The sequence below is a fragment of the Methylobacterium thuringiense genome, from assembly GCF_022179645.1.
GTDB classification, from domain to species: Bacteria; Pseudomonadota; Alphaproteobacteria; order Rhizobiales; family Beijerinckiaceae; genus Methylobacterium; species Methylobacterium thuringiense.
This window is the reverse complement of record NZ_BPRA01000002.1, coordinates 12,818-36,332: the sequence shown is the minus strand read 5'-3', so window position 1 is coordinate 36,332 and position 23,515 is coordinate 12,818. Positions and strand designations below refer to the sequence as shown.

The following is a 23,515-nucleotide window of genomic DNA, read 5'->3' as shown; positions in this document are numbered from 1 at the left end:
GCGATAGCGGCCGCGAGGGATCTGAACGATGAAATTCACCCTTTCCTGGCTCAAGGACCACCTCGACACCGAGGCGTCCCTTGAAACCATCGCCGATACGCTCACCCGCATCGGGCTCGAGGTCGAGGCGATCGAGGACAAGGCGGCGGCGCTGAAGCCGTATGTCGTCGCGAACGTCATCAGCGCCGAGCCACACCCCAACGCCGACCGCCTGCGCGTCTGCATGGTGGATGCGGGCGACGGCGCGCCGATCCAGGTCGTCTGCGGCGCGCCGAACGCGCGGGCGGGCATGAAATCGGTCTTCGCGCCGGCCGGCACCTACGTGCCCGGCAAGAACATCACCCTGTCGGTGGGCACCATCCGCGGCGTCGAGAGCCGCGGCATGCTCTGCTCCGGCGCGGAGCTTGGTCTCGGCGACGATCACGACGGCATTCTCGACCTGCCGGCCGATGCGCCCACGGGTCAGCCGTATCCGCTCTATGCCGGGCTCGACGATCCGGTCATCGAGATCAACCTGACGCCGAACCGCGCGGACTGCGCCTCGATCCACGGCATCGCCCGCGACCTCGCGGCGACCGGCATCGGCACTCTCAAGCGCGACGCCTTCCCGCCCGTGCGCGGGGAGGGCGCCTGCACGGTGCCGGTGACGATCGAGCTCGGCGACGACCCGGCCCTCTGCCCCGTCTTCGCCCTGCGGCTCGTGCGCGGCGTTACCAATGGCCCGTCGCCGGCCTGGATGCAGGCACGGCTGCGCGCCATCGGCCTGCGCCCGATCAATGCGCTCGTCGACATCACCAACTACATGACCTTCGACCGCGGCCGGCCGCTCCATGTCTTCGACGCGAAGAAGGTCGCAGGCGGCCTGACCATCCGGCGGGCAGGCGAAGGCGAGGAACTCAAGGCGCTCGACGGCCGCACCTACCAGCTGGACGGCGACACCGTGGTGATCGCGGACGAGAACGGCGTCGAGTCGATCGGCGGCATCATCGGCGGCGAGGCCTCGGGCTGCGCCGCGAGCACCACCGACGTTCTGATCGAGGCGGCGCTCTGGGATCCGAAGAATATCGCTCGCACCGGTCGCCGCCTCGGGGTGATCACTGATGCGCGCTACCGTTTCGAGCGCGGCGTCGATCCGGCCTTCGTGCTTCCGGGGCTCGATCTGGCGACGAAACTCGTCGTCGACACCTGCGGCGGCACGCCGACCCAGGCGACGATCGCCGGCGAGATGCCCGACACCGACCGCGTCATCGACTTCCCCTGGACGGAGGTGCGGCGTCTTGCCGGCATCGAGCTGTCGCGAGCCGAGATGAAGGTGACGTTGGAGACGCTCGGCTTCCATGTCGCCGGCACCGGCGACAGGGTGAAGGTGCTGACCCCGTCATGGCGGCCCGACGTCGAGGGCAAGGCCGATCTCGTCGAGGAAGTCATCCGCATCGCCGGCCTCGACCGCATCGAACCAAAACCGCTGCTGCGCGCGGACGTGAACGCGGTCGGTCCGAAGCTTACCGTGCTTCAGCGGCGGACCCGCAGCGCCAAGCGGGCGCTGGCGAGCCGTGGCCTGCTGGAGGCCGTGACTTGGTCCTTCGTCCGCCACGAGGATGCCTGCCTGTTCGGCGGCGGCGGCGCAGATCTGGCCTTGGCCAATCCGATCGCTGCCGACCTCTCCGACATGCGCCCGAGCCTCGTGCCGGGGCTGCTGCGCGCCGCCCAGACGAATGCCGACCGCGGCTACGGCGACGTCGCCCTGTTCGAAGTCGGACAGTGCTTCGAGACCGATCAGCCCGAGGGCCAGAGCATTCGCGCCGCCGCGATCCGGCGCGGCAGCGCCCGCCACGGGGGCGACGGGCGCCACTGGAGCGGCACCGCGGCCGTCGTCGACGCCTTCGAAGCCAAGGCCGACGCGCTCGCGCTGCTGACGGCGCTCGGCATCCAGACCGGCAGCCTGCAGATCGTCGCCGGCGGCCCGGCCTGGCTGCACCCCGGCCGCTCCGGCACGCTGCAGTTCGGCCCCAAGAACCCGGTCGGCTGGTTCGGCGAGATCCACCCGGCGGCGATGAAGGCCCTCGACCTCAAGGGCACCCTCGTCGCCTTCGAGGTCAGGCTCGATGCACTGCCGCTGCCGAAATTCAAGCCGACGAAGGTGAAGCCGGTGCTGGCGCTCTCCGGTCTGCAGCCGGTCTCGCGCGACTTCGCCTTCGTGGTCGGCCGCGACGTGGCGGCGGGCGACGTGATCCGCGCGGCCCAGGGGGCCGAGCGCAAGCTCATCGCGGGAATCGAGGTGTTCGACGTCTACGAGGGTGTCGGCATCCCGGAGGGCTCGAAGTCGATCGCCGTCGCGGTCCGGCTCCAGCCGGTCGAGCGCACGCTGACCGATGCCGAGATCGAGGCCGTGAGCGCCAAAATCGTCGCCGAGGTCGCCAAGAAGACCGGCGCCAGCCTGCGCGCCTGAGGAACATGGTGATGGACGACGCGCTCGTTTCGCTTCTCTCGAAGGCGAATTTCCTTCCTGCGGACGCGCTTCGGCGCGCGGTCGCAGCGCCGGACACGGTGGACGACGAGGTCCTGCGCCTGCTCGACCTCGCGGCCGAGGACCCCGAGGCCCCGAGCGACGAGGAGGCGAACCTGCTGTTCTGGGGCCTGCACGCGCTCGCGGCGGCGCGGGACACCCGCGTGTTCGCGCCGCTGCTGCGGCTGCTGCGGCATGACGACGAAACCCTCGACAGCCTCCTCGGCGACGCCGTGTCGGAAACGATGCCGCTCGCGCTGGCGAGCGCCTTCGACGGCGATGTCGCGGCGCTTCACCGCTTTCTCCTGGACAGCACGATCGACGATTTCGCGCGCAACGCTGCCTTCAACGCGCTGGCCTTCCTGACCCGCGAAGGCCGTCTCGACCGGGAGGGCACCCGCGCGCTGCTGGAGCGCTTCGACGACGCGCAGGTGGCGGTGGAGGAGAGCCCCGGCTGGTTCGGCTGGGAGCAGACGATCGCCTATCTCGGGCTAACCGAGCTGGTGCCCCGCGTCGAGGCCGCCCGCAAGGACGGCCGGATCACCGACGAATTCAGCGACCTGGCCTGGTTCCGCAAGGCGTTCCGGCAGGCGACGAAGCAGCCGCCGGACTACGAGACGTTCGCCGGCGAAAAGTTCGGCTACCTCGACGACCCGGCCGCCGCCCTGGCCTGGACGGCCGAGAGCGCCGGCCAGCCGATCAAGAACCCGTTCAAGGAGGTCGGCCGCAACGATCCATGCCCCTGCGGCAGCGGCAAGAAGTATAAGAAGTGCTGCCTCGACGGCTCGGCGCTCAAGGAGCCGCCACCGCTCCTACCCGGTCTCCACTGAGAGGGTTGGCGGGGTCCCAGGCATAGCCCAGTGTCTCGAACCGCATCGAGCGGGCATCGACCATCAGCAGGCGGCCGACCAGGGATTCACCGAACGGCACGATGGCCCGGATGACCTCCAACGCCATCAGCGAGCCCATTACCCCGGCGAGTGCTCCGAGAACTCCGGCCTCGGCGCAGGTCGGCACGGCGCCGGCCGGAGGCGGGTTCGGAAACAGGCATCGATAGGTCGGGTTCGGCCGCCCGTCGGCGCCGGTTTCGTGCGGGCGCAGCGTGGTGAGCGAGCCGTCGAACTGCCCGAGCGCCGCCGTCACCAGTGGGCGCTGGGCGTGGAAGCAAGCATCCGACACGGCGTAGCGCGTGGCGAAGTTGTCGGAGCCGTCGGCGACGACGTCGTACCCGGTAGCCAGGGTGGCGGCGCTCTCGCCGTCGAGCCGGACGGGATGTGTCGCGATCCGGACATGCGGATTGAGACGGGCCACGGCCTCGGCCGCACTCTCCACCTTCGGCCGGCCGATATCGGGTGTCTCGTGGATGACCTGCCGCTGCAGGTTCGAGAGTGAAACCACGTCGTCGTCGGCGATGCCGATGGTGCCGATACCGGCCGCGGCGAGATACTGGATCAGCGGTGCGCCAAGCCCGCCGGCGCCGACCACGAGTACCCGCGCCGCCTTGAGCCGGTTCTGACCCGGCCCGCCGATCTCGCGCAGGACGAGGTGGCGGGCGTAGCGTTCGACTTCATCGGAGGTGAGGGCCATCACCGGCAGATAGGCGGTCGGACGATCTCGCGGAAGACCGGACGACGGCTCAGGACTTCTCCGCCTCGTCGGCCTCCAGATCGAGCACGAGGCCCGCGAAATCACCCCGTTGCCAGGCGAGCTTGACCGGAAAGCCGTCGGGCCTGCTACCGGTCACTAGCCGGAACCGGCGGGGCAAGCGGAAAGCTCGCGGAATGCCGATCTTGGCGCCGTTCTCGGACATGTCGCGAAGGACGCAGCGATACTCCATGCCGCCGTCGCAGGAGGCGATGGCCGGGATCAGCACCGGGGTACGCTCCGGCCCGCGGCGTTCGGACGATCGTCCGGTCTCGTCAGGCACGAGGTGGTGGTTTCCGGTCGGAATCGTTTGCACGGTACTGGCACTGTCAATCAAGAGCCGCGGTTATGCTGCAATGTCATCGCGTCCGAACGGCCGCAAGAACGCTTGCGAAGCGTCGTGAACAGGGCGTATCCGCGCCCTCGGCGACGGCGCCGCGGGCAAGATCGGAACGAGCCAGGCTGAATGACCTTCGATCCGACATCTCCGGTCGCGCTGACGCAATCGCTGATCCGCTGTCCTTCGGTGACGCCGGAAGAGGGCGGCGCTCTGGCATTGCTCGACAGCGTGCTCGGGCGGGCCGGCTTCTCGGTGGAGCGCCCGGTGTTTTCCGAGCCGGGCACCCCGGACATCGAAAACCTCTACGCCCGCATCGGTCGTGGCGGCCGCTGCCTGCTCTTCGCCGGCCATACCGACGTGGTGCCGACGGGCGAAGCCGCCGCCTGGGCTCATGACCCGTTCTCGGGGGAGATCGCCGACGGTCTGCTTTATGGCCGGGGCGCCGTCGACATGAAGGGCGGCATCGCCTGCAAGCTCGCCGCGACGCTGGCGTTCCTGCGCGAGCGCCCGGATTTCGACGGCTCGATCGCCTTCCTGATCACCGGCGACGAGGAAGGCCCGGCGATCAACGGCACCGTCAAGCTTCTCGACTGGGCGCGGGCCCAGGGCGAGCATTTCGACCATTGCCTGCTCGGCGAGCCGACCAACCCGAACCGCCTCGGCGAGATGATCAAGATCGGCCGGCGCGGCTCGCTGACGGGCACGGTCACGGTGCATGGCCGCCAGGGCCACGTCGCCTATCCGCACCGGGCGGAGAACCCGATCCCCGGCCTGCTGCGGCTCTGCTCCGGCCTGATCGCCGAGCCGCTCGATGGCGGCACGGCGCATTTCGATGCCTCGAACCTGGAATTCACGACGATCGACGTCGGCAACCCGGCCACCAACGTGATCCCGGCGAGCGCCAAGGCGGTGTTCAACATCCGCTTCAACGAGGGCTGGAGCGCCGAGAGCCTGGGCGCCGAGATCCGGCGCCGGCTCGACGGGGCGGCCGGCGACGTCGTCCGTTACAGCCTCGACCTCCAGCCTTCCAATTCACCGGCCTTCCTCACGCAGCCGGACGCCTTCGTCGATCTGGTCGCGGGCGCGATCGAGGCGGAGACGGGCCTCAAGCCAGCACTCTCGACCACCGGCGGCACCTCGGATGCGCGTTTCATCAAGGATGCCTGCCCGGTGGTCGAGTTCGGCCTCGTGGGTGAGACCATGCACCAGGTCGACGAGTGCGTGGCAGTCGCGGATCTGGAGCGGCTGACGGCGATCTACCGGCGGGTACTGGACGGCTATTTCCCGTCCGCTTCGGCGTAATCCACCCCCACGAAGGTCAGCCCGTGGGCCGGCGCCATCGGCCCACAGCGGCTGCGGTCGCGCGAGGCGAGGATGTCGGCGACGTCGTCCGCGCCGAGGCGCCGGCAGCCGGCCATCATCAGCGTGCCGACGATGAAGCGGACCTGATGGTGCAGGAACGAGCGCGCCGAGGTCGCGACCACGATCTCGTCGTGGAAGCCCATGGGTCGAACCTCGACGTCGAGCTGCTCGAGGGTCCGCACGGGGCTCGCCGCCTGGCACTCGGCCGCGCGAAAGGCGGAAAAATCGTGACGGCCCAGGAGCTTGCGCCCGGCCGCCTGCATCAGTTCGTGGTCGAGCGCCCAGGGCACGTGCCAGACATGGCCGCGGGTGATCGCGGGCGGAGAGCGGCGGTTGAGGATGCGGTAGCGGTAGTGTCGGCGGATCGCCGTGCGCCGCGCATCGAAACCGTCGGGGACGATCTCGGCACCGACGATCGAGACCGGATGCGGGCGCAGATGCGCGTTGGTGGCATCGCGGACGGTGTCCGTGCGCCAGTCCTTGGCGAGGTCGAGATGGGCGACCTGATGCGTGGCGTGGACGCCCGCATCGGTGCGGCCGGCGCAAGTGAGGCGCACGGTTTCGCCCGAGAACTTCCGGACGGCAGCCTCGATAACGCCTTGAACCGTCAGGCCTTCCGCCTGCCGCTGCCAGCCGAAGAACGGGGCGCCGTCATACTCGATGACGAGCTTGTAGCGGGGCATCAGGCGAGGTGCGCCCCGGCGCTCAAGCGCGCCCCGCGCAAAAATTCCTCGCCCGAGGCGGAGCCGCCCTTGCCGGCCCGGCGCAGTTCGAGGAGCCGGACCGCGCCCTCGCCGCAGGCGATCGTGCAGGATGAATCGAGCAGGGTGCCCGGTGCGCCCGATCCTTCGGACCGCTCCGCGCGCAGAACCTTCACCCGCTCCGGCCCCTTGCCGAGGTCGGCTTCGAAGAAGGCTCCCGGAAACGGCGACAAGCCATTGATGTGACGAGCGATTTCAGAAGATGGATGCGTCCAGTCGACGCGGCCTTCCTCGTTGGTGATCTTGTGGGCGTAGACGATTCCGTTCTCCGCCTGAGGGGTAAAAGACAGGTTGCCCGCTTCCAGAGAGACGAGGGCTCGGCTCATCAGGTCGGCGCCGAGCGGCATCAGCGTGTCGTGGAGCGCGCCCGCGGTCATGCCCTCGGGGATCGGGACGCGCGCCTCCAGCGCAACCGGTCCGGTGTCCAACCCCTTCTCCATCCTCATGATTCCGACACCGCTCTCGGTGTCGCCGGCCATCACGGCGCGCTGGATCGGCGCGGCCCCGCGCCAACGCGGCAGGAGCGATCCATGCAGGTTGAGGCAGCCGTGGCGCGGAGCGTCGAGGATGCCTTGGGGGAGGATCAGACCGTAGGCGACCACCACGGCGACGTCCGCCCGATGCCCGGAAAACACAGCCGCCGCCGCGTCGGTCTTCAAGCTGGCGGGGATAGACACGTCGATCGCCAGGCTGTCGGCCAGGATATGCACCGGGGACGGCTTGAGGCCCATGCCGCGGCCGGCCCTGGCCGGCGCCCGGGTGTACACGGCGACGACCTCGTGCCCGTCGGCGACGATCCGCGCGAGCGTCGGCACCGAAAAATCCGGCGTGCCCATGAAAACGACGCGCATGCTCGAATGGCCCAGCTTCAGGCGGCGTCGCGCTTGGCGGCCTTGGCGAATTTCTTGATCACCCGGTCGCGCTTGAGCTTGGACAGGTGGTCGATGAACAGCACGCCGTTGAGGTGGTCGATCTCGTGCTGCAGGCAGGTGGCGAGCAGGCCGTCGGCCTCCTTCTCCACCGTGTCGCCCTTCAAGTCCATGTAGCGCACCCGGACCCGGTCCGGACGCTCGACCTCGCCATAGTATTCGGGGATCGAGAGGCAGCCCTCGTCGTAGATCCGCAGCTCTTCCGAAGACCAGACGATCTCGGGATTGATGAACACCGTCGGGTCGCGCGCGTCCTCTTCCTTGTTGGTGTCGATCGTCACGACGCGCTTCGCCACCCCGATCTGGATCGCGGCGAGGCCGACGCCGGGGGCGTCGTACATCGTATCGAGCATGTCCTTGGCCAGCGCCTCGATCTCGGGCGTGATTGCACTCACGGGCTCGGAGGTCTGGCGCAGAACGGGATCGGGCAGGATCACCAGGGGACGGATCGTCATGGGCAGGGCGGGCTCGATTGCAGCGCCATGGGGCGCGCCGGACAAGCCTTTCGCATAGGGGGCGGCCTGCGGACGGTCAAATCCCGAACTTCGCCGCGTCACGGCGGCCGGATCGCGCCCGATCCGCCGCCGCGCGGGACGCGATGCCGTCAGTAGGCCGGGCCACCCGAGGTCGCGCCGTAATTCGGCACGGACCGGGCGTTCTGCTCGGCATTGCCCATCTTGGCCGAGTCGTCGGCATGGTCGCGACGGGCCGCACGTGCGGAGCCCGCATCGGAGGCCGGAACCGTCCAGCCGATGCCGGCCGGAAGGGTGTAGCTCCGCGCGAAAGCGGGGGAGGCCGGGGCGGCGAGGCCGAGGACGAGGGCGGCGGCGAGAGAAGCGAAGCGAAGGGTCATGACGTGATCCTTTCCGGTGAACGCGGTCTGCAGGGGGCGACCGTTGCCAGTGAGTTCGCTGGGGTTCGCGGAATCGAGGTGCGGTGACGCACGTCGGTGGAATGCGGAGTCGTCCGTCGCTGCTCGCTGAGCTCGATTGTCGAGATACGGGCGCTCCGGCACGACGACACAAGGTGGACGAAGGAGGGCGCGCGATGGTCGCGACCCGAAGTTTCTGGGACATCGTAAATGCGCGGGCCGAACGGGATCCCGCATTCAGAATGGCGTTGCTCACCGAAGCGGCGGATTGCATCTCGGCCGGTACCGAGCCGCACGATTCCGCCGAGTACCTCGATACGAACGAGGCCGTAGCCGAGTCCCTCGCCGCCGCCATTGAAGAGAACGGCCCGGCCTTCCTGCGCTTCGCCCTCGGTGTCGTAGAACGTGCCCGCGTCAGCGCGCAGGTTGCCGACGAGGCCGGTATGCCCCCGGAGCACTACGGCAGGGGACCGCCAGACAAGGGAAACGCGAGTCTCGATTTGGCGAAACGGCTTCTCGACATCCTCAAGGCCCGGTCAGCCGAGACCGTCGCGTCGAAATAAGAACCGCCTCGACCCCTATGACGCCAAAGCCCGGCGCACGGCCTCCGGCTCCTTCTCGATGATCCGCAGGAGAGCCTGCATGGCGGTGTCGGGGCGCCGACGTCCCTGTTCGTAGGCCTCCATCGTCCGCGCGGAGATGCGGAACTGGCGCTCGAACTCCTTCGTCGAGGTCGCGACCTTGCGTCGGATCGTCTGAACACGCTCAGGCGTCAAAAGGTCATCGGGCAACTCGTAGCTCTCGACGGCGATCTCACTGCGCAGATAGGCTGCCATCTCCTCGAAAGCCTCGACGAGATCATCGCCGACACGGGAGCCGACAACAGACTGGTTGGTGCGCGTCATGGCTCTACTCCCTTGATCCCGGCAATTGCCTCGAGGATCGCTTTCCGTTGCTCCGGCGAAAGATCGTCCCGCTCATTCTTCGGGTAAGCCGTCATCATGAAGAGCAAGCCCGGCGCGATCGCGACATAGTAGATGGCTCGGCCGCCGCCGCTTTTCCCTCGTCCCGGCAGAGGAAAGCGCGCCTTGCGGACCCCACGCAGGCCGCGGATCATCGGATGCGCATCGGGCGCCTTGGCGATCACGGATTCGATCTGGACCTGGGCCTGTTCTCCAAGGCCCAGGCTTTTCATCGCACGCATGTAGGGTTTCAAGCGAACGACCTTCATCCGTGGATACTACGACAATTTGCTACGACTTTGCAGTGGTAGATCGTGAGGCATTCGCTGGCAGGCCAAGCGCACGCTACATCGCCGCACACCCCCGCCACGAAACCGGCACGCATGATGCGGATACTCGGCCCGTCGACCCGCACCGGCGATCCGCGACCGCAGCCCCAGGTTTCTCCGTGTTCCCATTCGGCACTCGCCGCAGCGCCAAGCGGGCCGTCCGCAGGGGCGCCGCGCAGCTCACCAAGCTCCTGACGGCGGCGGCCAAGCCGCCCCGATCGGCGGTCCGGACGAAACCCAAGGCCGCCGCCAAAGTTGCCGGCATCAAGAAGGCCGGCGCCCCCAAGACAGGCACACCCAAGACAGGCACACCCAAGACAGGCGCGACGGTTCGTGCCCGCAAAGCGGACGCATCGCGAAAAGCGCCCGGCCGCTTCGTCGCGATCGACCAGTTGCGCGTGCACACCATCGTCCGGGGCAGGGGCCGGCCGGTCGTGCTGCTGCACGGCAACGGCACCATGGCCGAGGATTTTGCGATCTGCGGCCTGATCGAGCGGCTGGCGACCCGCTACCGGGTCATCGCCATCGACAGGCCCGGCTTCGGCCATACGGCCCGGCCGCGCGCCCGGATCTGGACCGCCGTCGAGCAGGCGGCGCTCGTCCACCGCGTCCTGGAGGCACTGAAGGTCGAGCGGCCCCTGGTGGTCGGGCATTCCTGGGGGACGCTGGTGGCGCTGGCGCTCGCGGCCGGCGGCCTGCGCGAGCTGCGCGGCCTCGTTCTGCTCTCCGGCTATTACTACCCGAGCCGCCGCGCCGACGTGACGCTCTCGAAGACGCTGGCGATGCCGGGTATCGGCGAGGCTGCCCGCGCCATGATGAACCCGGCCATGGGCCGCCTCGTCGCCGCGCAGGCCTTCCGGCACGTCTTCCGGCCGCAGGCGGTGCCGCCGCGCTTCGAGGCCGAGTTTCCGGTGGAGATCGCCATGGGCGCTACGCAGCTCCGCGCCTCCACCGAAGATGCCTCCACCATGAATACGGCAGCGAGCGGCCTGCAGCAGACCTATCCGCGGCTGCAACTGCCGGTGGCGATCCTCACCGGTGATGCCGACGCGGTGGTGGACGTGGACGAGCAGTCGCGCCGGCTGCACGGCGAGATCGCCGGCAGCACGCTGAAGGTCCTGCCCGGCCTCGGCCACATGATTCATTATGCGGGGATCGGCCCGGTGGAACGCGCCGTCGACGACCTGATGGCGCCGGCCGGCAAGGCTCCCAAGGCACCGCGGATGTCGACTCCGGTCGGCGCTGTGCCCGGTCGCGCCTGACTGACGCCGCCGCACCGGGGCGCCGATGCGTCACAGGTGAAACCCGTTGCCGCCGAACCGGTTCGGGCTCAGCCTCCGCCGACCCTTCGACCGTGCGGGCGCGCCTGATGAGCACTCTCCAGTGGCTCCCCCTGCTGGCCTTCCTCGGTCCGATGCCGGCGCCGCGTCCGGAGCCGCCGAAGGCGACACCCGATCACGGCTGGGTCGCAGGCTTCCTGATGCTGGCCACCGTGTTCACGATGGTGGCACCGATGATCGCGGTCTGGGGGTTCCATCGCCCCGAGGCAGTGATCCGGGCCGGATGCGAAGCCGCCGGGGGCCGCCTGGTCCATCGCTCGGTCTCGGGGGACGGGCCGGCGCGATGCCGGAAGGTGTGAGCGGGCGTCCGGCAGGCCCGCGGTTCCGCCGAACCGTCCTGGAACGCCGCCGGTGCTCCCCGCATCCTCACCAGCTCACGCGCAGGCCGGCATGGCCCTGATGGCTGGCGGCGCTGGAGCGGAACTCGCCGCGATAGCCGGCGAACAGGCTGACCGACTCGTAGGACCACAGCGTCACCCGCGCATCGACCAGAACCCCGTCGCGGCCGGGCCAGGCATCGCGCGTCCGGAAGGGTAGGCCGAGCAGCGCGGTGGTGGTGAAGGGGCTCGCATCGAGCAGGTCGTGGGTCCAGCCGAGGCGCAGGTCGGGCCGGATCGCGAGGCCGCCGGCCGTCACGAGATCGAGCCCGGTGGAGACGCCCGCGAAGGTCGTGGCACGCCCGAAGGTCTGGCCCGCGAAGCTCAGCCCGAAGCCGGAGGCTCCCGTCTCGGCGAAGCCCGAGCGGTGCAGGTCGTTGTAGGCGAGGCCGACGAGCGGCTTGATGCCGAGGAGGCCGGCCTCCGTCGGCACCAGGAACCGGTATCCGGCCTCGACGGAGGCGACGGCACCAAGTCCGTCGGCACGGCCACGGGCGGTCATGACGCCGCCGAACGGCGCGAAGGACCGCAGCGAATCGAGGGTGGCGTAGGCGAGGCCGGCAATGGCATCGACCTCGACGCCGTCGCGCTGGTAACCGAGATAGGCTGCGCCGAGATAGGTGTCGGAGGTGCCCCGCGTCCCCGAGGACGTGGTGCTCGATCGGGCGTAGCCGAAGGCCGCGCCGACGAGGAGCGAGGGGTCGATCGCCCGGTCGGCGCCGAGCATCAGGCCGCCGCCCTGCGCGCGCAGGCCCGGCCCGGACGTGTCGGCGCCGACCCGGTATCCGTTGCCGAAGCCGAGGCCCCAAAGGCCGGTTCCGGACCGCGCCTCTCCCGGCCCCGCCACGCCCGTCGGCGTACCGGCCAAGGCCGTGAAGGTCGTCGGCACGAAGGCCGTCGGCGAGACGAACAGGCCGCCGGTACCCGTCGAGGCGGTGGCGAGGTTCGGCGCGAAATCGCCCTGGATTCCGGCCGTGCCCGAGCGCAGGGCGTCGAGGCGGCCGCCGATCAGGCTCGTGAACCGGCGCGAATCCTCGACGGAGGCCTGGGCGTTGGCGCTGCTGCCCGCGCCGGAGAGCTGCTCGAACACGCGCGGCAGGTCAGCCGCCGACTGGCCGAACAGCGGGTCGAACACCGCGAGAGCCTGGTCGCTCATCGCGTCGCCGGGCTGGCCGCGGGCGCGGTCGAGGGCCGAGGCGACGGCACGCTGACGGTCGCTCAGGGCGACGCCGTTGGCCTCCAGGCGCGCATAGGCGGCAGGCGTGATGGCGCCGACGATCGCATCGGGGCGGTACAGGAGGTCGATGCGCGAGGCTGCGGGCAGGCCGGTCAGTCCGTTCTCCGCTGTGACGCTCACGCTGGCGAAACGGCCGAGGATGCTGGCGCCGTCCGCGGCGAGGACCAGCGGGAATTTCGAGCCGATACCGCCGATCCGATTGGTGCCGGTGATTCCGAACACGTCGAATACCAAGGCGCCCGCCACGCGGAAGCCATGGCCCTGCCCGGCGACGACGGCGACGCTGTAGTCGACGACGCCGTCCTCTGCATCGGAGGCGTCGATCAGGGCGTGGAACAGCGAGCTGTCGCCGAGCGTGGCGTTCCCGTGGATCACGAGGTCGCCACCGTTGCCCGAGCCGGGGCTGAACAGGCCCTTCACGTCGACGTTGCCGAAGATGTCGCCTTCGCCGCTCAGCGAGGCGTTCTGCGCGATCGTCAGCAGTGGCGTCGTCAAGGTGCCGTCGACCTCGACGTCGACGGCTTCGGCCCGCACCGCGCCACGCAGGGTGGTGCGGCCCGCGACGACGAGTTCGCTGCCGGCGCCCTGCTCGCGGCCGGCCCCGGTGACGGTCAGGGTGCCGTTCGCGGTGACGGGGGCCGACCAGTAGCGCGTCTCGCCGGCCGTCAGCGTCGCGGTGTTCGCGGCCGCCGCGGGATCGATGGCGGGGGCGCTCAAGGCACGGTCCAGGCGGACGAGGCCGCGGCCGTAGATATCGTCGATGCCTGGAGTGCCGAGATCCTGCGTGGTGGCGAAGAGCAGGCGCACGATATCGAGCGGCGAATAGGCCGGGAAGGCCTGGAACAGCACAGCGAGCACGCCGGAGACGTGCGGCGTCGCCATCGAGGTGCCGGTGATCGCCCGGTAGGTCTCCTGCGCCGAAGGGCCGACATTGGTGCCGGCCACGGCGCGCGGATAGGCCGAGAGGATCGCCGCAGCGCCGTCGTCGGTGCCGCCGCCGGGCGCGGAGACGCACCAGTTCGCGGTCACGCCGCAGCGGTTGGAATCGGGAGAGATTTTGAGGCTCGCATCGACGTTGGCGACTGCGATGATGCTGCCGGGCAGGGTGGCCAACGACGAGAAGTCGAAGTTGCGGCCGCCGTCGTTGTAGACGCCGAGCCCCGCATTGGCGGGCCGAATGAACGGAAACAGCGCGATGCCGGTCGGGTTGCGCGAGACCACCGGGGCCGAGGCGAAGTCGTTGCCGTTGGCGAAGACGAGAACCTTGCCGGCGGTCAGCGCCGCGCGGACCGCAGCGAGTTCGCTCGTCAGATCGCCGGTCTGCCAGATCGTGGTGTTCGCTACGATGGTCGGGCCGTAGCTGCCGTTGACGACGCGCACGTCGGGAAGGGAGGCGGCGTAGGCCAGGGCCGCTTCCGAATCGAAGACGGGCTCGCCCTTTGCGCCGATGCCCTTCAGGGCGACGATGTTGGCATCGGGGGCAATGCCCATCATGCCGACGCCGTTGCGGTTCGCGCCGATGGTCCCGGCGACGTGCGTGCCGTGGCCGTCGCGGTCGAGGATGTCGAGAGTTGCACCGCCTTCGGCTAGGAAGGCGCGGCTGCGGGTGTCGAGCCGGCCCACGAATTCGGGGTGGATACTGGAGAAGCCGTCGGCGGGGTTGGCCGTCCGGAACTGGGCGTCGATGCCGCTGTCGATCACCGCGACCGTAACGCCGAGGCCGGTCAGGCCGTTGACGGGCAGGCCGGCCCGCGTTGCGGTGGTGTTCAGGGCGGCCGCCTGTCCGACTGCGAGGTTGCCCCAGTTGGCGTTGAACTCGAACACGGTGGTCTGGGGCGTGCCGGCCGGGAGGCTCGGCCGGTCGAGGGCGTAACCGTAGGGGTCTGCAGCAGTCGCCGGCGTCGTGCGCTGCGGGAAATAACTGAAAGTGGAAAGATCGAGCGTCTGAGACAGGGCAGGGCGGGATGCGGAGACCAGCACCGTCGCGACGACGACCAGACCCACCGTGCGAAACGACCGCGCGTTATTGCCACGAAGCGGCCGCGCACTGCCCGATCGTCTCATTTTGTCCCCGAACATTACTTGACTTTATCTTTCCTGCCTCCGCCATTTAAAGTTGTATGTCGAGCATACGCAATCTTCATGGAGGCCAGTACGGATCACGACTAGGCATAATCGATCCGCCCCGATGTGCCGCGCCGGCAACACTCGGAAACAATGGGTCGTTCGGGACGATCGAATTGAAACCGGCTGCCGATCGGAACGCGTTCTCGCCCCTCAAAACGCCGTCCGGCTCCGGATCGCCGCCGAGAGCGTGCCCTCGTCCAGATAGTCGAGCTCGCCGCCCACCGGCACGCCGTGGGCGAGGCGGGTGATGGTGAGGCCGAGGTGGCGCAATGCGTCGGTGACGTAGTGGGCGGTTGTCTGGCCGTCGACGGTGGCGTTGAGGGCCAGGATGATCTCCTTCACCGCCGGGTCGCTGGCGCGCTCCACGAGCCGCTCGATGTTGAGATGCTCCGGCCGGACGCCGTCGAGGGCCGAGAGCACGCCGCCGAGGACGTGGTAGCGCGCGTTGACCGCGCCGGAGCGCTCCAGCGCCCAGAGGTCGGAGACGTCCTCCACGAGCACGATGGTCGAGGGGTCGCGGGTGGCGTCGCGGCAGATCGTGCAGGGTTCGCTGGTGTCGACGTTGCCGCAGGACGAGCAGACCACGATGCGCTCGGCCGCCACCCGCATCGCCTCGGCGAGCGGCCCGAGCAGGGTGTCGCGCTTCTTGATGAGCTGCAGGGCCGCCCGGCGCGCGGAGCGCGGACCCAGGCCCGGCATGCGCGCGAGCAGCTGGATCAGGCGCTCGATCTCCGGGCCGGCGACGGATTGGGGCATGGGGGAGGGGGACTTCGCGGCTGAACGGGAGACGGCACGGCCCCGCGCCATACCGTCGGGCCGGCACCGGCGCAAAGCCTCCGGTCCTTAGATAGGCATGCGCCCCGCACCGACAGACATTAGCCCCCCCCCGGCAACCGACCGGCTCCACGAGCGTGATGTCGCTGGCGGTTGCGTTCAAAAAAATTGTCGATCGGTCTAAAGTTTTATTGACGGCAAACCAACGCGGACCCAATCCGGAGGGATCACGGAGCGGTGAACCTGCGCGCGGCGGACCTGACCGACCGCGCGGACGCTCCGGGACACGACGAGACCCAGGCCGGAAGGCGGCTGCGATCAGGGGCCCGAGGAGAGAACGACGTGAGCGATATCGGCGACTTCAATGCGGGCCACGGCGCGGAGGCGATCGGCCTCCGCGGCCTGAAGGCGGTCCACTGGAACCTCGAGGCCCCGCGCCTCTACGAGGAATCCCTCAAGCGCGGCGAGGCCGAACTCGCCCGCGGCGGCGCCCTGGTGGCGCAGACCGGCAACCACACCGGCCGCTCGCCCAAGGACAAGTACGTCGTGCGCGACGCCTCCACCGAGACGCAGGTCTGGTGGGAGAACAACGGCTCGATCACGCCCGAGCAGTTCGCGACACTCCATCGGGACTTCATAGCCCATGCCGAGGGCGGCGAGCTGTTCGCGCAGGACCTGTTCGGCGGGGCCGATCCGGCCCACCGCATCAAGGCGCGGGTCTTCACCGAGTTCGCCTGGCACTCACTGTTCATCCGCAACCTGTTGATCCGGCCGGAGCGGGAATCGCTGGGCGCCTACGTGCCGGAGATAACGATCATCGACCTGCCGAGCTTCAAGGCCGATCCAGCCCGGCACGGCTGCCGCTCCAAGACCGTCATCGCCATCGATTTCGCGCAGAAGCTCGTGCTGATCGGTGGCACCGCCTATGCGGGCGAGATGAAGAAGTCGGTCTTCACCTTCCTGAACTATATGCTGCCCGACGCCGGCGTGATGCCGATGCACTGCTCGGCCAATGCGGCGCTGGACGAAACCGGCGATTCGGCCCTGTTCTTCGGCCTGTCGGGCACCGGCAAGACCACGCTCTCGAACGATTCCTCGCGAAAACTCATCGGCGACGACGAACACGGCTGGTCGAGCAACGGCATCTTCAACTTCGAGGGCGGCTGCTACGCCAAGACCATCCGGCTCTCGCGCAACGCCGAGCCCGAGATCTGGGCCACCACCGAGCGCTTCGGCACGGTGATGGAGAACGTCGTGATCGACCCGCTCTCCCGCGTACCGGATTTCGACGACGCCTCGCGCACCGAGAACACCCGCTGCGCCTACCCGCTCGACTTCATCGCCAACGCCAGCGCCACCGGCCGGGCGGCGCATCCGAAGAACATCGTGATGCTCACCTGCGACGCCTTTGGCGTGATGCCGCCGATCGCCAAGCTCACCGGCGCGGAGGCGATGTACCACTTCCTGTCGGGCTACACGGCCAAGGTCGCCGGCACCGAGCGCGGGCTGACCGGCCCGGAGGCGACGTTCTCCACCTGCTTCGGGGCGCCATTCATGCCGCGCCACCCGAGCGTCTACGGCAATCTGCTGCGCGAGCTGATCGCCAAGCATCACGTCGATTGCTGGCTGGTGAATACCGGCTGGACCGGCGGCGGCGTCGGCACCGGGCGGCGGATGCCGATCCGGGTGACACGGCGACTGCTGGCCGCGGCGCTCGACGGCTCGCTCTCGAAAGTGGAATTCCGGCGCGATCCGTATTTCGGCTTCGCGGTGCCGGACTTCGTGCCGGGCGTCGAGCCGCACGTCCTGGCTCCGGTGAAGACCTGGCAGAACAAGGCGGCTTTTGCCGAGACGGCGACCCGGCTCGTCGCGATGTTCCGGGAGAACTTCAAGCGCTTCGAGGATCATGTCGACGCCGACGTGCGGGCGGCGGAGCCGGTGGCGTCCATCGCGGCCTGATCCGCATCGTCCAGCCACGTGGCTTCCGGTTCGCGGGCCGGGATGATGCGCGGATGTCCGCTCACGCGAAAGCCGAGCGGCGGCAGCGAGGAGGGGGGCCTCGCTGCCGCCGCCGGCATTGTCGGGCCGGCTTACTTGCCGAGGCCGACCGCGCCGGTCACGCCGCCGAGAACGCCGCCAACCGCACCGAGCACGGTGCCGAGCAGGCCGCTCACGAGGCCGCCGACCTGGCCGATCGTGCCGGATACGGCACCGAGCTCCTGGCTGAGGTCGACGGTGGCACCGACGCCGATGCCGAGGCCGCCACCGACGGCATCCAGCTCCGAAGCGTTGAGCTCACGGATGGTCTCGATGTTCTGCGACATAAATCTTCTCCTGAAATGACAGGCTACAGGCAAGATCTTCTGTAAGAAGAACCGGCCTCAAACCTCATCACGAAGCGTTGGTTACGCATCGCTCATCAACGTGACCATTCATCGGCCACCAGATCAACCCGGTCTGCCGCCCCGTTTATGGCAGCCGTGGTCAATCTGAGCTTTCAGATGCGTCTCGCGGCCGCAGCGATCGACCCGGCATCCACCCGAAGCCGTTGAGCTTTTCTGGATCGCCGCGTTGCAGCATCGTGCCGCGAACCGCATTCGGAGGCACGGCGTGGAATGCTTTCAGGCTGCCCCGGCAAGCCTCTGATGGAACAATGTTTTTCAGAAATACTGTGCCAAAATGCCGCATACTTTGATTGTATTCAACCTGAGATTCGCGCAGTCTGAGCGCCTTAAACGGGGCACTCGCGAAGGCATGCGGCCGCAACTCCGTCTTATCATTTGATGATTTTTGTTCGGCGGACGCAGCCGATCAGGTTGCCGCCGGGGCAATCGAATTGCGGACTACCTTTCGGGCCCCGACTCAAACATGGCGAAAACAAGGCGCGCAGGGCGGATAGTCACCGCGACCGGCCGGCAGCCGGGGTCTCGGCTGCCGGCCGGATCGCCCGCAGTCCGCTGTCGCCTACTTGCCGCCAAAGCCGCCGAGCAGCCCGCCGACCGAGCCGAGCAGGCCGCCCGCCAGATTTTCGACGAGCCCCCGCACGTTGCTGACGGCGCCGGCCGGGATCGAATGGACCGTGTCGATCAGTTCGTTCAGGCCGCCGACGCTCACCGACAGTTCGGACTGGCCTCCACCCACCTGATCGAGCTCGGTCAGGCTGAGCTCGCGAATGGTGTCGAAGTTCTGCGACATAAATATTCTCCGGTTCGATCCAAATGCAGCGAAGATCACTCTCAGCTGCGGAAGAAGCGCTGCCCTGTCTTCTTCTAAAATCATTCGAACACGATCCGACTTTATCTGCAACGACGCCGATATTTATTCGGAACTTAGCTTTCTCAGCTCACGAACCCGTGAATTTTAGAGAAAAACCGTCTCTTCCGGCAGCCGTCACCTTGTGCCGGGCGCGGGCGTCCAGCGGCATCGGGGGCGTCGGGAGCGGGCAACGGCGAGGCCGACCTAATTCGAGACAGGACCAGCGGCGTCATCAGCCAAAGCCTTGAAATCAAAACGCTCTCTCGAACATATGCGGCAGGACGCCGCATCCTTCGATCGGGCGCATGGAGCAAAATGTGCCAGTACGGGAGAAGGCTTTTTCAGATAATCGGGACTCGACGACGGCCGTGGAAACAACGCTCTGCCGAGCTTCGGACGGCGGAAAGACCGTTCCGTTGTCGGGCCTCCAGGCGCGGGCCGTCGTCTCGCCCAGCCGGCTCCGATTCCCGCAGCGATCCGAGCATTCCGCAAGACACCATGCCACTCGGATTGCGTGGCATGGGCGCCTGTGACAAGCGGGCAAGGAAGCGCCGGCTCCGTCCGACGCGGCATCACGGGTGTCCATGTCTACGCCGTTGTTCCGCAAGGAGGTCGCAGAGGCGCGCCGCAACGCGTGGCTCGGCGAAGCGCAGATCGTGCAGCCGTTGCCGATCCGCCTCGTCGCCTGGGTCTGCATCGCCCTGGTCGTCGCGACCCTCTGTTATGCCGTGTTCGGCAGCTACACCCGCCGCGTCCATGCCCAGGGGCTGCTGGCGCCGGATGTCGGGTTGATCACCGTGGCAAGCCCGGTGGCTGGCCGGGTCAGCGCCTCGGGGGTGAAGGAAGGCGACCGGGTCGAGCAGGGCCGGCTCCTCTACACGGTGGATGTCGACGCGGTCTCCGCCAGCGGGCCGACGCAGGAGCGCGTCATCGCGCAGCTCGGCCGCCAGAAGGAGAGCATGGAGACGCAGCGGACGTTGCGCGCCTCCATGGCCGGCACGGAGAAGCAGGCGCTCCAGGATCAAATCGCCAATCTCGACTCCCAGTCCGAACAGATCCGGCAGCAGATCTCGCTGCAGGAGCAGCTTGTGCCGCCGCTCAAGGCGCGGGCGGACGAACTGGCGAACGCCGTCTCGCGCGGTTACGCCCGCTCCGCAGACCTGCAGAGCCAGAACTACCTCTACATGCAGTCGAGTTCGCAACTCTCGCAGTTCCGGCAGACCGCCCTGCAGATCGATGGCAGGCTCGGAGACCTGAAGGCGCAATTGGCCTCGTTCGACGAGAAGCTCGCCAAGGATCTCGCCGAGATGGACCGTACCGCCGCGCAGCTCGAGCAGCAGAAGGCCGAGAGCGAGGCCAAGCGCGCTCTCGAGATCCGCGCGCCCGAGAGCGGCATCCTGACCTCGATCCGTGCCCAGGCCGGCCAGAGCGTGGCGGCCGGCGCCACGCTGCTGACCCTGCTGCCGAGCGAGGGCCGTCTGCAGGCGAACCTGTTCGTGGATTCCTCGGCGATCGGCTTCGTCGAGACCGGCGCCAGCGTGATGCTGCGCTACGCCGCCTTTCCGTTCCAGCGCTTCGGCCTCTATCGCGGCGTCGTCACCGAGGTGACCCGCGCGCCGCTGGAGGGCGAGGACGCCCCCGATGAGATGAAGCGTAAGACGGCCGGCGGCGGCATCTACCGCATCGTGGTCAAGCCCGACGAGGACGGCGTGATGGCCTATGGCGAGAAGCGGCGTCTCGAAGCCGGCATGCGCGTCGAGGCCGACATCGCGCTCGAACAGCGCGCCCTCTACCGCTGGCTGCTCGACCCGCTCTACCACGTGAAGCGCAGCGTCGACCTCGTGACGGATGGGGCGCCGGTGCCCGTCTCGCGGGGACTGGCGAAGTGACGTCTCTCGTCACCATCGACATCTGCGCCGAGCCCTTTTCCCCTCTCCCCTGTGGGGAGGGGTCAGGGATGGGGGTGGTTCCGCTTGCCTGTGTCGGAGCCCGACAGAACCACCCCCACCTCCAACTCCTCCCCACAAGGGGGAGGAGAGACCCGCATGTCGCGACCACCACCAACCGGCCCTTGAGGCGTCAGCATCAAGGCTCCTGGCTATGAAAATCCTCGACGGCATCAGCCAGGGCGGGCTGCAGTTCGGCTTCGGCCGGCGCCTGCCCGTGATCCTGCAGGCGGAGGCCGCGGAATGCGGCATGGCCTGCCTCGCCATGGTGTTGGGCTTCCACGGCCGCGAGACCGATCTCGGCGCCATGCGCCGCCACCACGCCCTGTCGCTCAAGGGCATGACGCTGCGGAACCTCATCGACCTGTCGGGCTCGATGGGCCTCTCGACCCGCGCGCTGCGGATCGAGCTGAAGGACCTCGCCCGGCTGAAGCTGCCCTGCGTCCTGCACTGGGGCCTGAACCACTTCGTCGTGCTGGCCTCCATCGGCCGCAAGGGCATCGTCATCCACGATCCCGCCCGCGGCCGGCGCACACTGACGCTGGAGGAGGCGTCACGCGAGTTCACCGGCGTCGCGATGGAGGTGACGCCGAACCAGGGCTTCGTGCGCGAGAAGACCGTCAAGGGCCTCAGGCTCGGCGACCTGTTCCGCAACCTGCGCGGTATCCGGCCGGCGATGATGTCGATCCTGGCGCTCTCGGTCGGCATCGAGCTCGTCAACATCCTGATGCCGATCGCCTCGCAGATCGTCATCGACGAGGTCATCGTCAACGCCGACCTCGACCTGCTGCTCGTCGTCGCCATCGGGCTGGCGCTGCTGCTGCTGATTCAGCTGGCGCTCGGCGTCGCCCGGACCTGGGCGATCATGCTGACCGGGACCAAGCTGAACTACCAGTGGTCGGGAAGCCTGTTCGACCACCTCTCGCGCCTGCCCCTCGATTACTTCGAGAAGCGGCATGTGGGCGACGTGATCTCGCGCTTCGGGTCGCTCGGTACGATCCAGAAGGGCCTGACCACGGATCTCGTCCAGGCCGTGCTCGACGGCGTGATGTCGGTCGGCATGCTGATCATGCTGTTCCTCTACGGCGGCTGGCTGGCACTGGTGGCGCTGCTCTCCACCGCCATCGCCGCCGCCCTGCGCATCGCCGCCTACAACGCCTACAAGGAGGGCACCGAGGAGGCGATCGTCGCCGAGGCGCGGCAGCAGACCCACTTCATCGAGACCGTGCGCGGCATGGCGAGCGTCAAGCTGCTGGGCCTGCGCGAGCGCCGCCGCGGTACCTGGATGAACCAGTTCGTCACGGCGCTGAACGCGCGGCTGCGCCTGCAGCGCCTCGACCTCGTCTTCGGCCGCGCCAACGACCTGCTGTTCGGGGCCGACCGGCTGATCCTGCTGGTGCTCGGGGCGCGTGCGGTGATCGACCAGTCGATGTCGCTCGGGATGCTCGTCGCCTTCCTGACCTACCGCGACCAGTTCTCGACCCGGATCGGCAACCTGATCAATTCGGGCTTCCAACTGCGCATGCTCAACGTGCAGACCGACCGGCTCTCCGACATCGTCATGACCGACCCGGAGGAGCCGGCCGGGGCGGTGCCCGTCGCAGCGCCGGCCGTCATCACCGACGGCGCGCCACGCGGCTCCATCGTCGCCAGCGGCCTGTCGCTGCGCTACGGCGCCGACGAGCCCTGGGTGTTCCGCAACCTCGGCTTCCAGGTCGCGCCGGGCACGTGTTTCGCCATCACCGGCCCCTCGGGCTGCGGCAAGAGCTCGGTGATGAAGATCCTGATGGGGCTGCTCTCGGCCTCCGAGGGCAACGTCCTCATCGACGGGCGCGACATCAAGACGGTGGGCGCGGCCGCCTACCGCAAGCGCATCGCCGGCGTGATGCAGAGCGATGGACTGTTCGCGGGTTCCATCGCCGAGAATATCGCCTGCTTCGACGAGCACCCCGACCCGGCCTGGATCGAGGAATGCGCTGCCCACGCCGCGATCCTCAACGACATCCGCAAGACGCCGATGGGCTTCGAAACGCTTGTCGGCGACATGGGTTCGACGCTCTCGGGCGGCCAGAAGCAGCGGGTGATCCTCGCCCGCGCCCTCTATCAGCGCCCGGAGATCCTCTTTCTCGACGAGGCGACGAGCGCGCTCGACGAGCCCACCGAGGCCGCGATCGCCCAGGCCCTCCGCGAGTTCAAGATGACCCGCGTCATCGTCGCCCACCGCCCGGCGACGATCGCGCATGCGGACCACGTGCTGGAATTCGAGCGGCTGTCGGAGATGGCGGGCCCGGTGCGATCGACGCAGGCGGCCGAGCCCGTCGTCTGACTTCTCCTCCTGCTAGAACGGCAGCTTCATGCCGGGCGGCAGGGGCAGGCCCTTGGTCAGCTCGGCCATCTTCTCCTGCGCCAGGGCTTCGGCCTTGCCCCGCGCGTCGTTGACGGCGGCGACGATCAGGTCTTCGAGAATCTCGCGCTCGTCCGGCACCATCAGCGAGGGATCGAGGGTCACACCCTTGAGCTGGCCCTTGGCCGTCATCACCACGCTCACCGAGCCGCCGCCGGAAGCGCCCGTCACCTCGACATGGTCGAGCTCGCCCTGCAGCGAACTCATCTTCTCCTGCATGGCCTGAGCCTGCTTCATGATGCCCATGAGGTCGCGCATGCGGGGAATTTCCTGACGTTTGGAGCGGCGGCTGTGGTCTATGTCCTATGCCGGGTGTCAGTCCAAGGGACATGAGGAGCACCAAGGCGTGAC

Annotated in this window: 22 protein-coding genes; 9 read left to right on the top strand and 13 right to left on the bottom strand. The window is 68.5% G+C overall.

Annotation, left to right across the window (positions count from 1 at the left end; genetic code table 11):
* Nucleotides 1-28: 28 nt before the first annotated feature.
* Nucleotides 29-2,449 carry a phenylalanine--tRNA ligase subunit beta gene (gene pheT / locus MFF07_RS02160; RefSeq protein WP_238230571.1) on the top strand — a complete coding sequence of 807 codons (2,421 nt, stop codon included), beginning with the start codon at nucleotides 29-31 and terminating at the stop codon, nucleotides 2,447-2,449.
* A gap of 11 nt (nucleotides 2,450-2,460) precedes the next feature.
* Nucleotides 2,461-3,336 carry a DUF1186 domain-containing protein gene (locus tag MFF07_RS02155; RefSeq protein ID WP_147816833.1) on the top strand — a complete coding sequence of 292 codons (876 nt, stop codon included), beginning with the start codon at nucleotides 2,461-2,463 and terminating at the stop codon, nucleotides 3,334-3,336.
* Here MFF07_RS02155 and MFF07_RS02150 read toward each other — a convergent pair.
* Both MFF07_RS02150 and MFF07_RS02145 read right to left on the bottom strand, forming a co-directional pair.
* A complete protein-coding gene (locus MFF07_RS02150) occupies nucleotides 3,299-4,093 on the bottom strand; it encodes a HesA/MoeB/ThiF family protein (RefSeq protein WP_238230569.1) in 795 nt (264 codons plus the stop codon). The genes MFF07_RS02155 and MFF07_RS02150 overlap by 38 nt on opposite strands.
* Before the next feature lie 49 nt (nucleotides 4,094-4,142).
* The gene (locus tag MFF07_RS02145; RefSeq protein WP_187272490.1) at nucleotides 4,143-4,433 is read right to left on the bottom strand and encodes a PilZ domain-containing protein; all 291 of its coding nucleotides are present in this window, start codon (nucleotides 4,431-4,433) and stop codon (nucleotides 4,143-4,145) included.
* Nucleotides 4,434-4,616: 183 nt separating this feature from the next.
* Between MFF07_RS02145 and dapE the strand changes: the two genes are divergently transcribed.
* A complete protein-coding gene (gene dapE / locus MFF07_RS02140; RefSeq protein ID WP_238230568.1) occupies nucleotides 4,617-5,792 on the top strand; it encodes a succinyl-diaminopimelate desuccinylase in 1,176 nt (391 codons plus the stop codon).
* Here dapE and truA read toward each other — a convergent pair.
* The 4 genes from truA to MFF07_RS02120 all read right to left on the bottom strand — a co-directional run bounded on the left by truA (nucleotide 5,768) and on the right by MFF07_RS02120 (nucleotide 8,395).
* Nucleotides 5,768-6,535, bottom strand: a complete 768-nt coding sequence (truA, locus tag MFF07_RS02135; RefSeq protein WP_147816837.1) for a tRNA pseudouridine(38-40) synthase TruA — start codon at nucleotides 6,533-6,535, stop codon at nucleotides 5,768-5,770. The two genes, dapE and truA, sit on opposite strands and share 25 nt — an antisense overlap.
* Nucleotides 6,535-7,464, bottom strand: coding sequence for a methionyl-tRNA formyltransferase (gene fmt, locus MFF07_RS02130; RefSeq protein ID WP_147816838.1), 930 nt, complete (start codon nucleotides 7,462-7,464; stop codon nucleotides 6,535-6,537). Before fmt ends, truA begins: the two co-directional genes overlap by 1 nt.
* A gap of 17 nt (nucleotides 7,465-7,481) precedes the next feature.
* On the bottom strand, nucleotides 7,482-7,997 hold the full coding sequence (locus MFF07_RS02125) for a peptide deformylase (protein WP_147816839.1): 516 nt from the start codon (nucleotides 7,995-7,997) through the stop codon (nucleotides 7,482-7,484).
* A 149-nt stretch (nucleotides 7,998-8,146) separates the two neighbouring features.
* On the bottom strand, nucleotides 8,147-8,395 hold the full coding sequence (locus MFF07_RS02120; RefSeq protein ID WP_147816840.1) for a hypothetical protein: 249 nt from the start codon (nucleotides 8,393-8,395) through the stop codon (nucleotides 8,147-8,149).
* A gap of 260 nt (nucleotides 8,396-8,655) precedes the next feature.
* Between MFF07_RS02120 and MFF07_RS02115 the strand changes: the two genes are divergently transcribed.
* Nucleotides 8,656-8,976, top strand: a complete 321-nt coding sequence (locus MFF07_RS02115) for a helix-turn-helix domain-containing protein (RefSeq protein WP_238230567.1) — start codon at nucleotides 8,656-8,658, stop codon at nucleotides 8,974-8,976.
* Nucleotides 8,977-8,991: 15 nt separating this feature from the next.
* Here MFF07_RS02115 and MFF07_RS02110 read toward each other — a convergent pair whose 3' ends face one another.
* Nucleotides 8,992-9,318 (bottom strand): helix-turn-helix domain-containing protein, encoded by a 327-nt coding sequence (locus MFF07_RS02110; RefSeq protein WP_147816841.1) that lies wholly within the window; start codon nucleotides 9,316-9,318, stop codon nucleotides 8,992-8,994.
* Nucleotides 9,315-9,629, bottom strand: coding sequence for a type II toxin-antitoxin system RelE/ParE family toxin (locus MFF07_RS02105; RefSeq protein ID WP_238230566.1), 315 nt, complete (start codon nucleotides 9,627-9,629; stop codon nucleotides 9,315-9,317). The genes MFF07_RS02110 and MFF07_RS02105 overlap by 4 nt, the downstream gene beginning before the upstream one ends.
* 194 nt (nucleotides 9,630-9,823) lie before the next feature.
* Between MFF07_RS02105 and MFF07_RS02100 the strand changes: the two genes are divergently transcribed.
* Entirely contained in the window at nucleotides 9,824-10,966 is a 1,143-nt protein-coding gene (locus MFF07_RS02100) for an alpha/beta fold hydrolase (RefSeq protein WP_238230565.1), read from the top strand.
* Between the two features lie 107 nt (nucleotides 10,967-11,073).
* Nucleotides 11,074-11,343 carry a hypothetical protein gene (locus MFF07_RS02095; RefSeq protein WP_147816844.1) on the top strand — a complete coding sequence of 90 codons (270 nt, stop codon included), beginning with the start codon at nucleotides 11,074-11,076 and terminating at the stop codon, nucleotides 11,341-11,343.
* Between the two features lie 67 nt (nucleotides 11,344-11,410).
* On the opposite strand, the gene MFF07_RS22465 is transcribed toward MFF07_RS02095, so the two are convergent.
* On the bottom strand, nucleotides 11,411-14,662 hold the full coding sequence (locus MFF07_RS22465) for a S8 family peptidase (protein WP_187272491.1): 3,252 nt from the start codon (nucleotides 14,660-14,662) through the stop codon (nucleotides 11,411-11,413).
* A gap of 273 nt (nucleotides 14,663-14,935) precedes the next feature.
* The gene (gene recR, locus MFF07_RS02080; protein ID WP_147816846.1) at nucleotides 14,936-15,541 is read right to left on the bottom strand and encodes a recombination mediator RecR; all 606 of its coding nucleotides are present in this window, start codon (nucleotides 15,539-15,541) and stop codon (nucleotides 14,936-14,938) included.
* Between the two features lie 360 nt (nucleotides 15,542-15,901).
* Between recR and MFF07_RS02075 the strand changes: the two genes are divergently transcribed.
* Nucleotides 15,902-17,518 (top strand): phosphoenolpyruvate carboxykinase, encoded by a 1,617-nt coding sequence (locus tag MFF07_RS02075; RefSeq protein ID WP_147816847.1) that lies wholly within the window; start codon nucleotides 15,902-15,904, stop codon nucleotides 17,516-17,518.
* A gap of 131 nt (nucleotides 17,519-17,649) precedes the next feature.
* Here MFF07_RS02075 and MFF07_RS02070 read toward each other — a convergent pair whose 3' ends face one another.
* Together MFF07_RS02070 and MFF07_RS02065 are read right to left on the bottom strand one after the other, a co-directional pair.
* Nucleotides 17,650-17,883, bottom strand: coding sequence for a hypothetical protein (locus tag MFF07_RS02070; protein WP_147816848.1), 234 nt, complete (start codon nucleotides 17,881-17,883; stop codon nucleotides 17,650-17,652).
* 640 nt (nucleotides 17,884-18,523) lie between these two features.
* Nucleotides 18,524-18,754: a hypothetical protein gene (locus MFF07_RS02065; protein WP_147816855.1), complete on the bottom strand. Its 231-nt coding sequence runs from the start codon at nucleotides 18,752-18,754 to the stop codon at nucleotides 18,524-18,526.
* Nucleotides 18,755-19,398: 644 nt separating this feature from the next.
* On the opposite strand from MFF07_RS02065, the gene MFF07_RS02060 reads away from it, so the two are divergent.
* Together MFF07_RS02060 and MFF07_RS02055 are read left to right on the top strand one after the other, a co-directional pair.
* Complete coding sequence (locus MFF07_RS02060) at nucleotides 19,399-20,703, top strand: beta-barrel domain-containing protein (RefSeq protein ID WP_147816849.1); 1,305 nt, start codon at nucleotides 19,399-19,401, stop codon at nucleotides 20,701-20,703.
* 211 nt (nucleotides 20,704-20,914) lie between these two features.
* The gene (locus tag MFF07_RS02055) at nucleotides 20,915-23,086 is read left to right on the top strand and encodes a peptidase domain-containing ABC transporter (protein ID WP_147816850.1); all 2,172 of its coding nucleotides are present in this window, start codon (nucleotides 20,915-20,917) and stop codon (nucleotides 23,084-23,086) included.
* Nucleotides 23,087-23,098: 12 nt separating this feature from the next.
* Here MFF07_RS02055 and MFF07_RS02050 read toward each other — a convergent pair whose 3' ends face one another.
* Entirely contained in the window at nucleotides 23,099-23,422 is a 324-nt protein-coding gene (locus tag MFF07_RS02050) for a YbaB/EbfC family nucleoid-associated protein (protein ID WP_147816851.1), read from the bottom strand.
* Nucleotides 23,423-23,515: the final 93 nt, after the last annotated feature.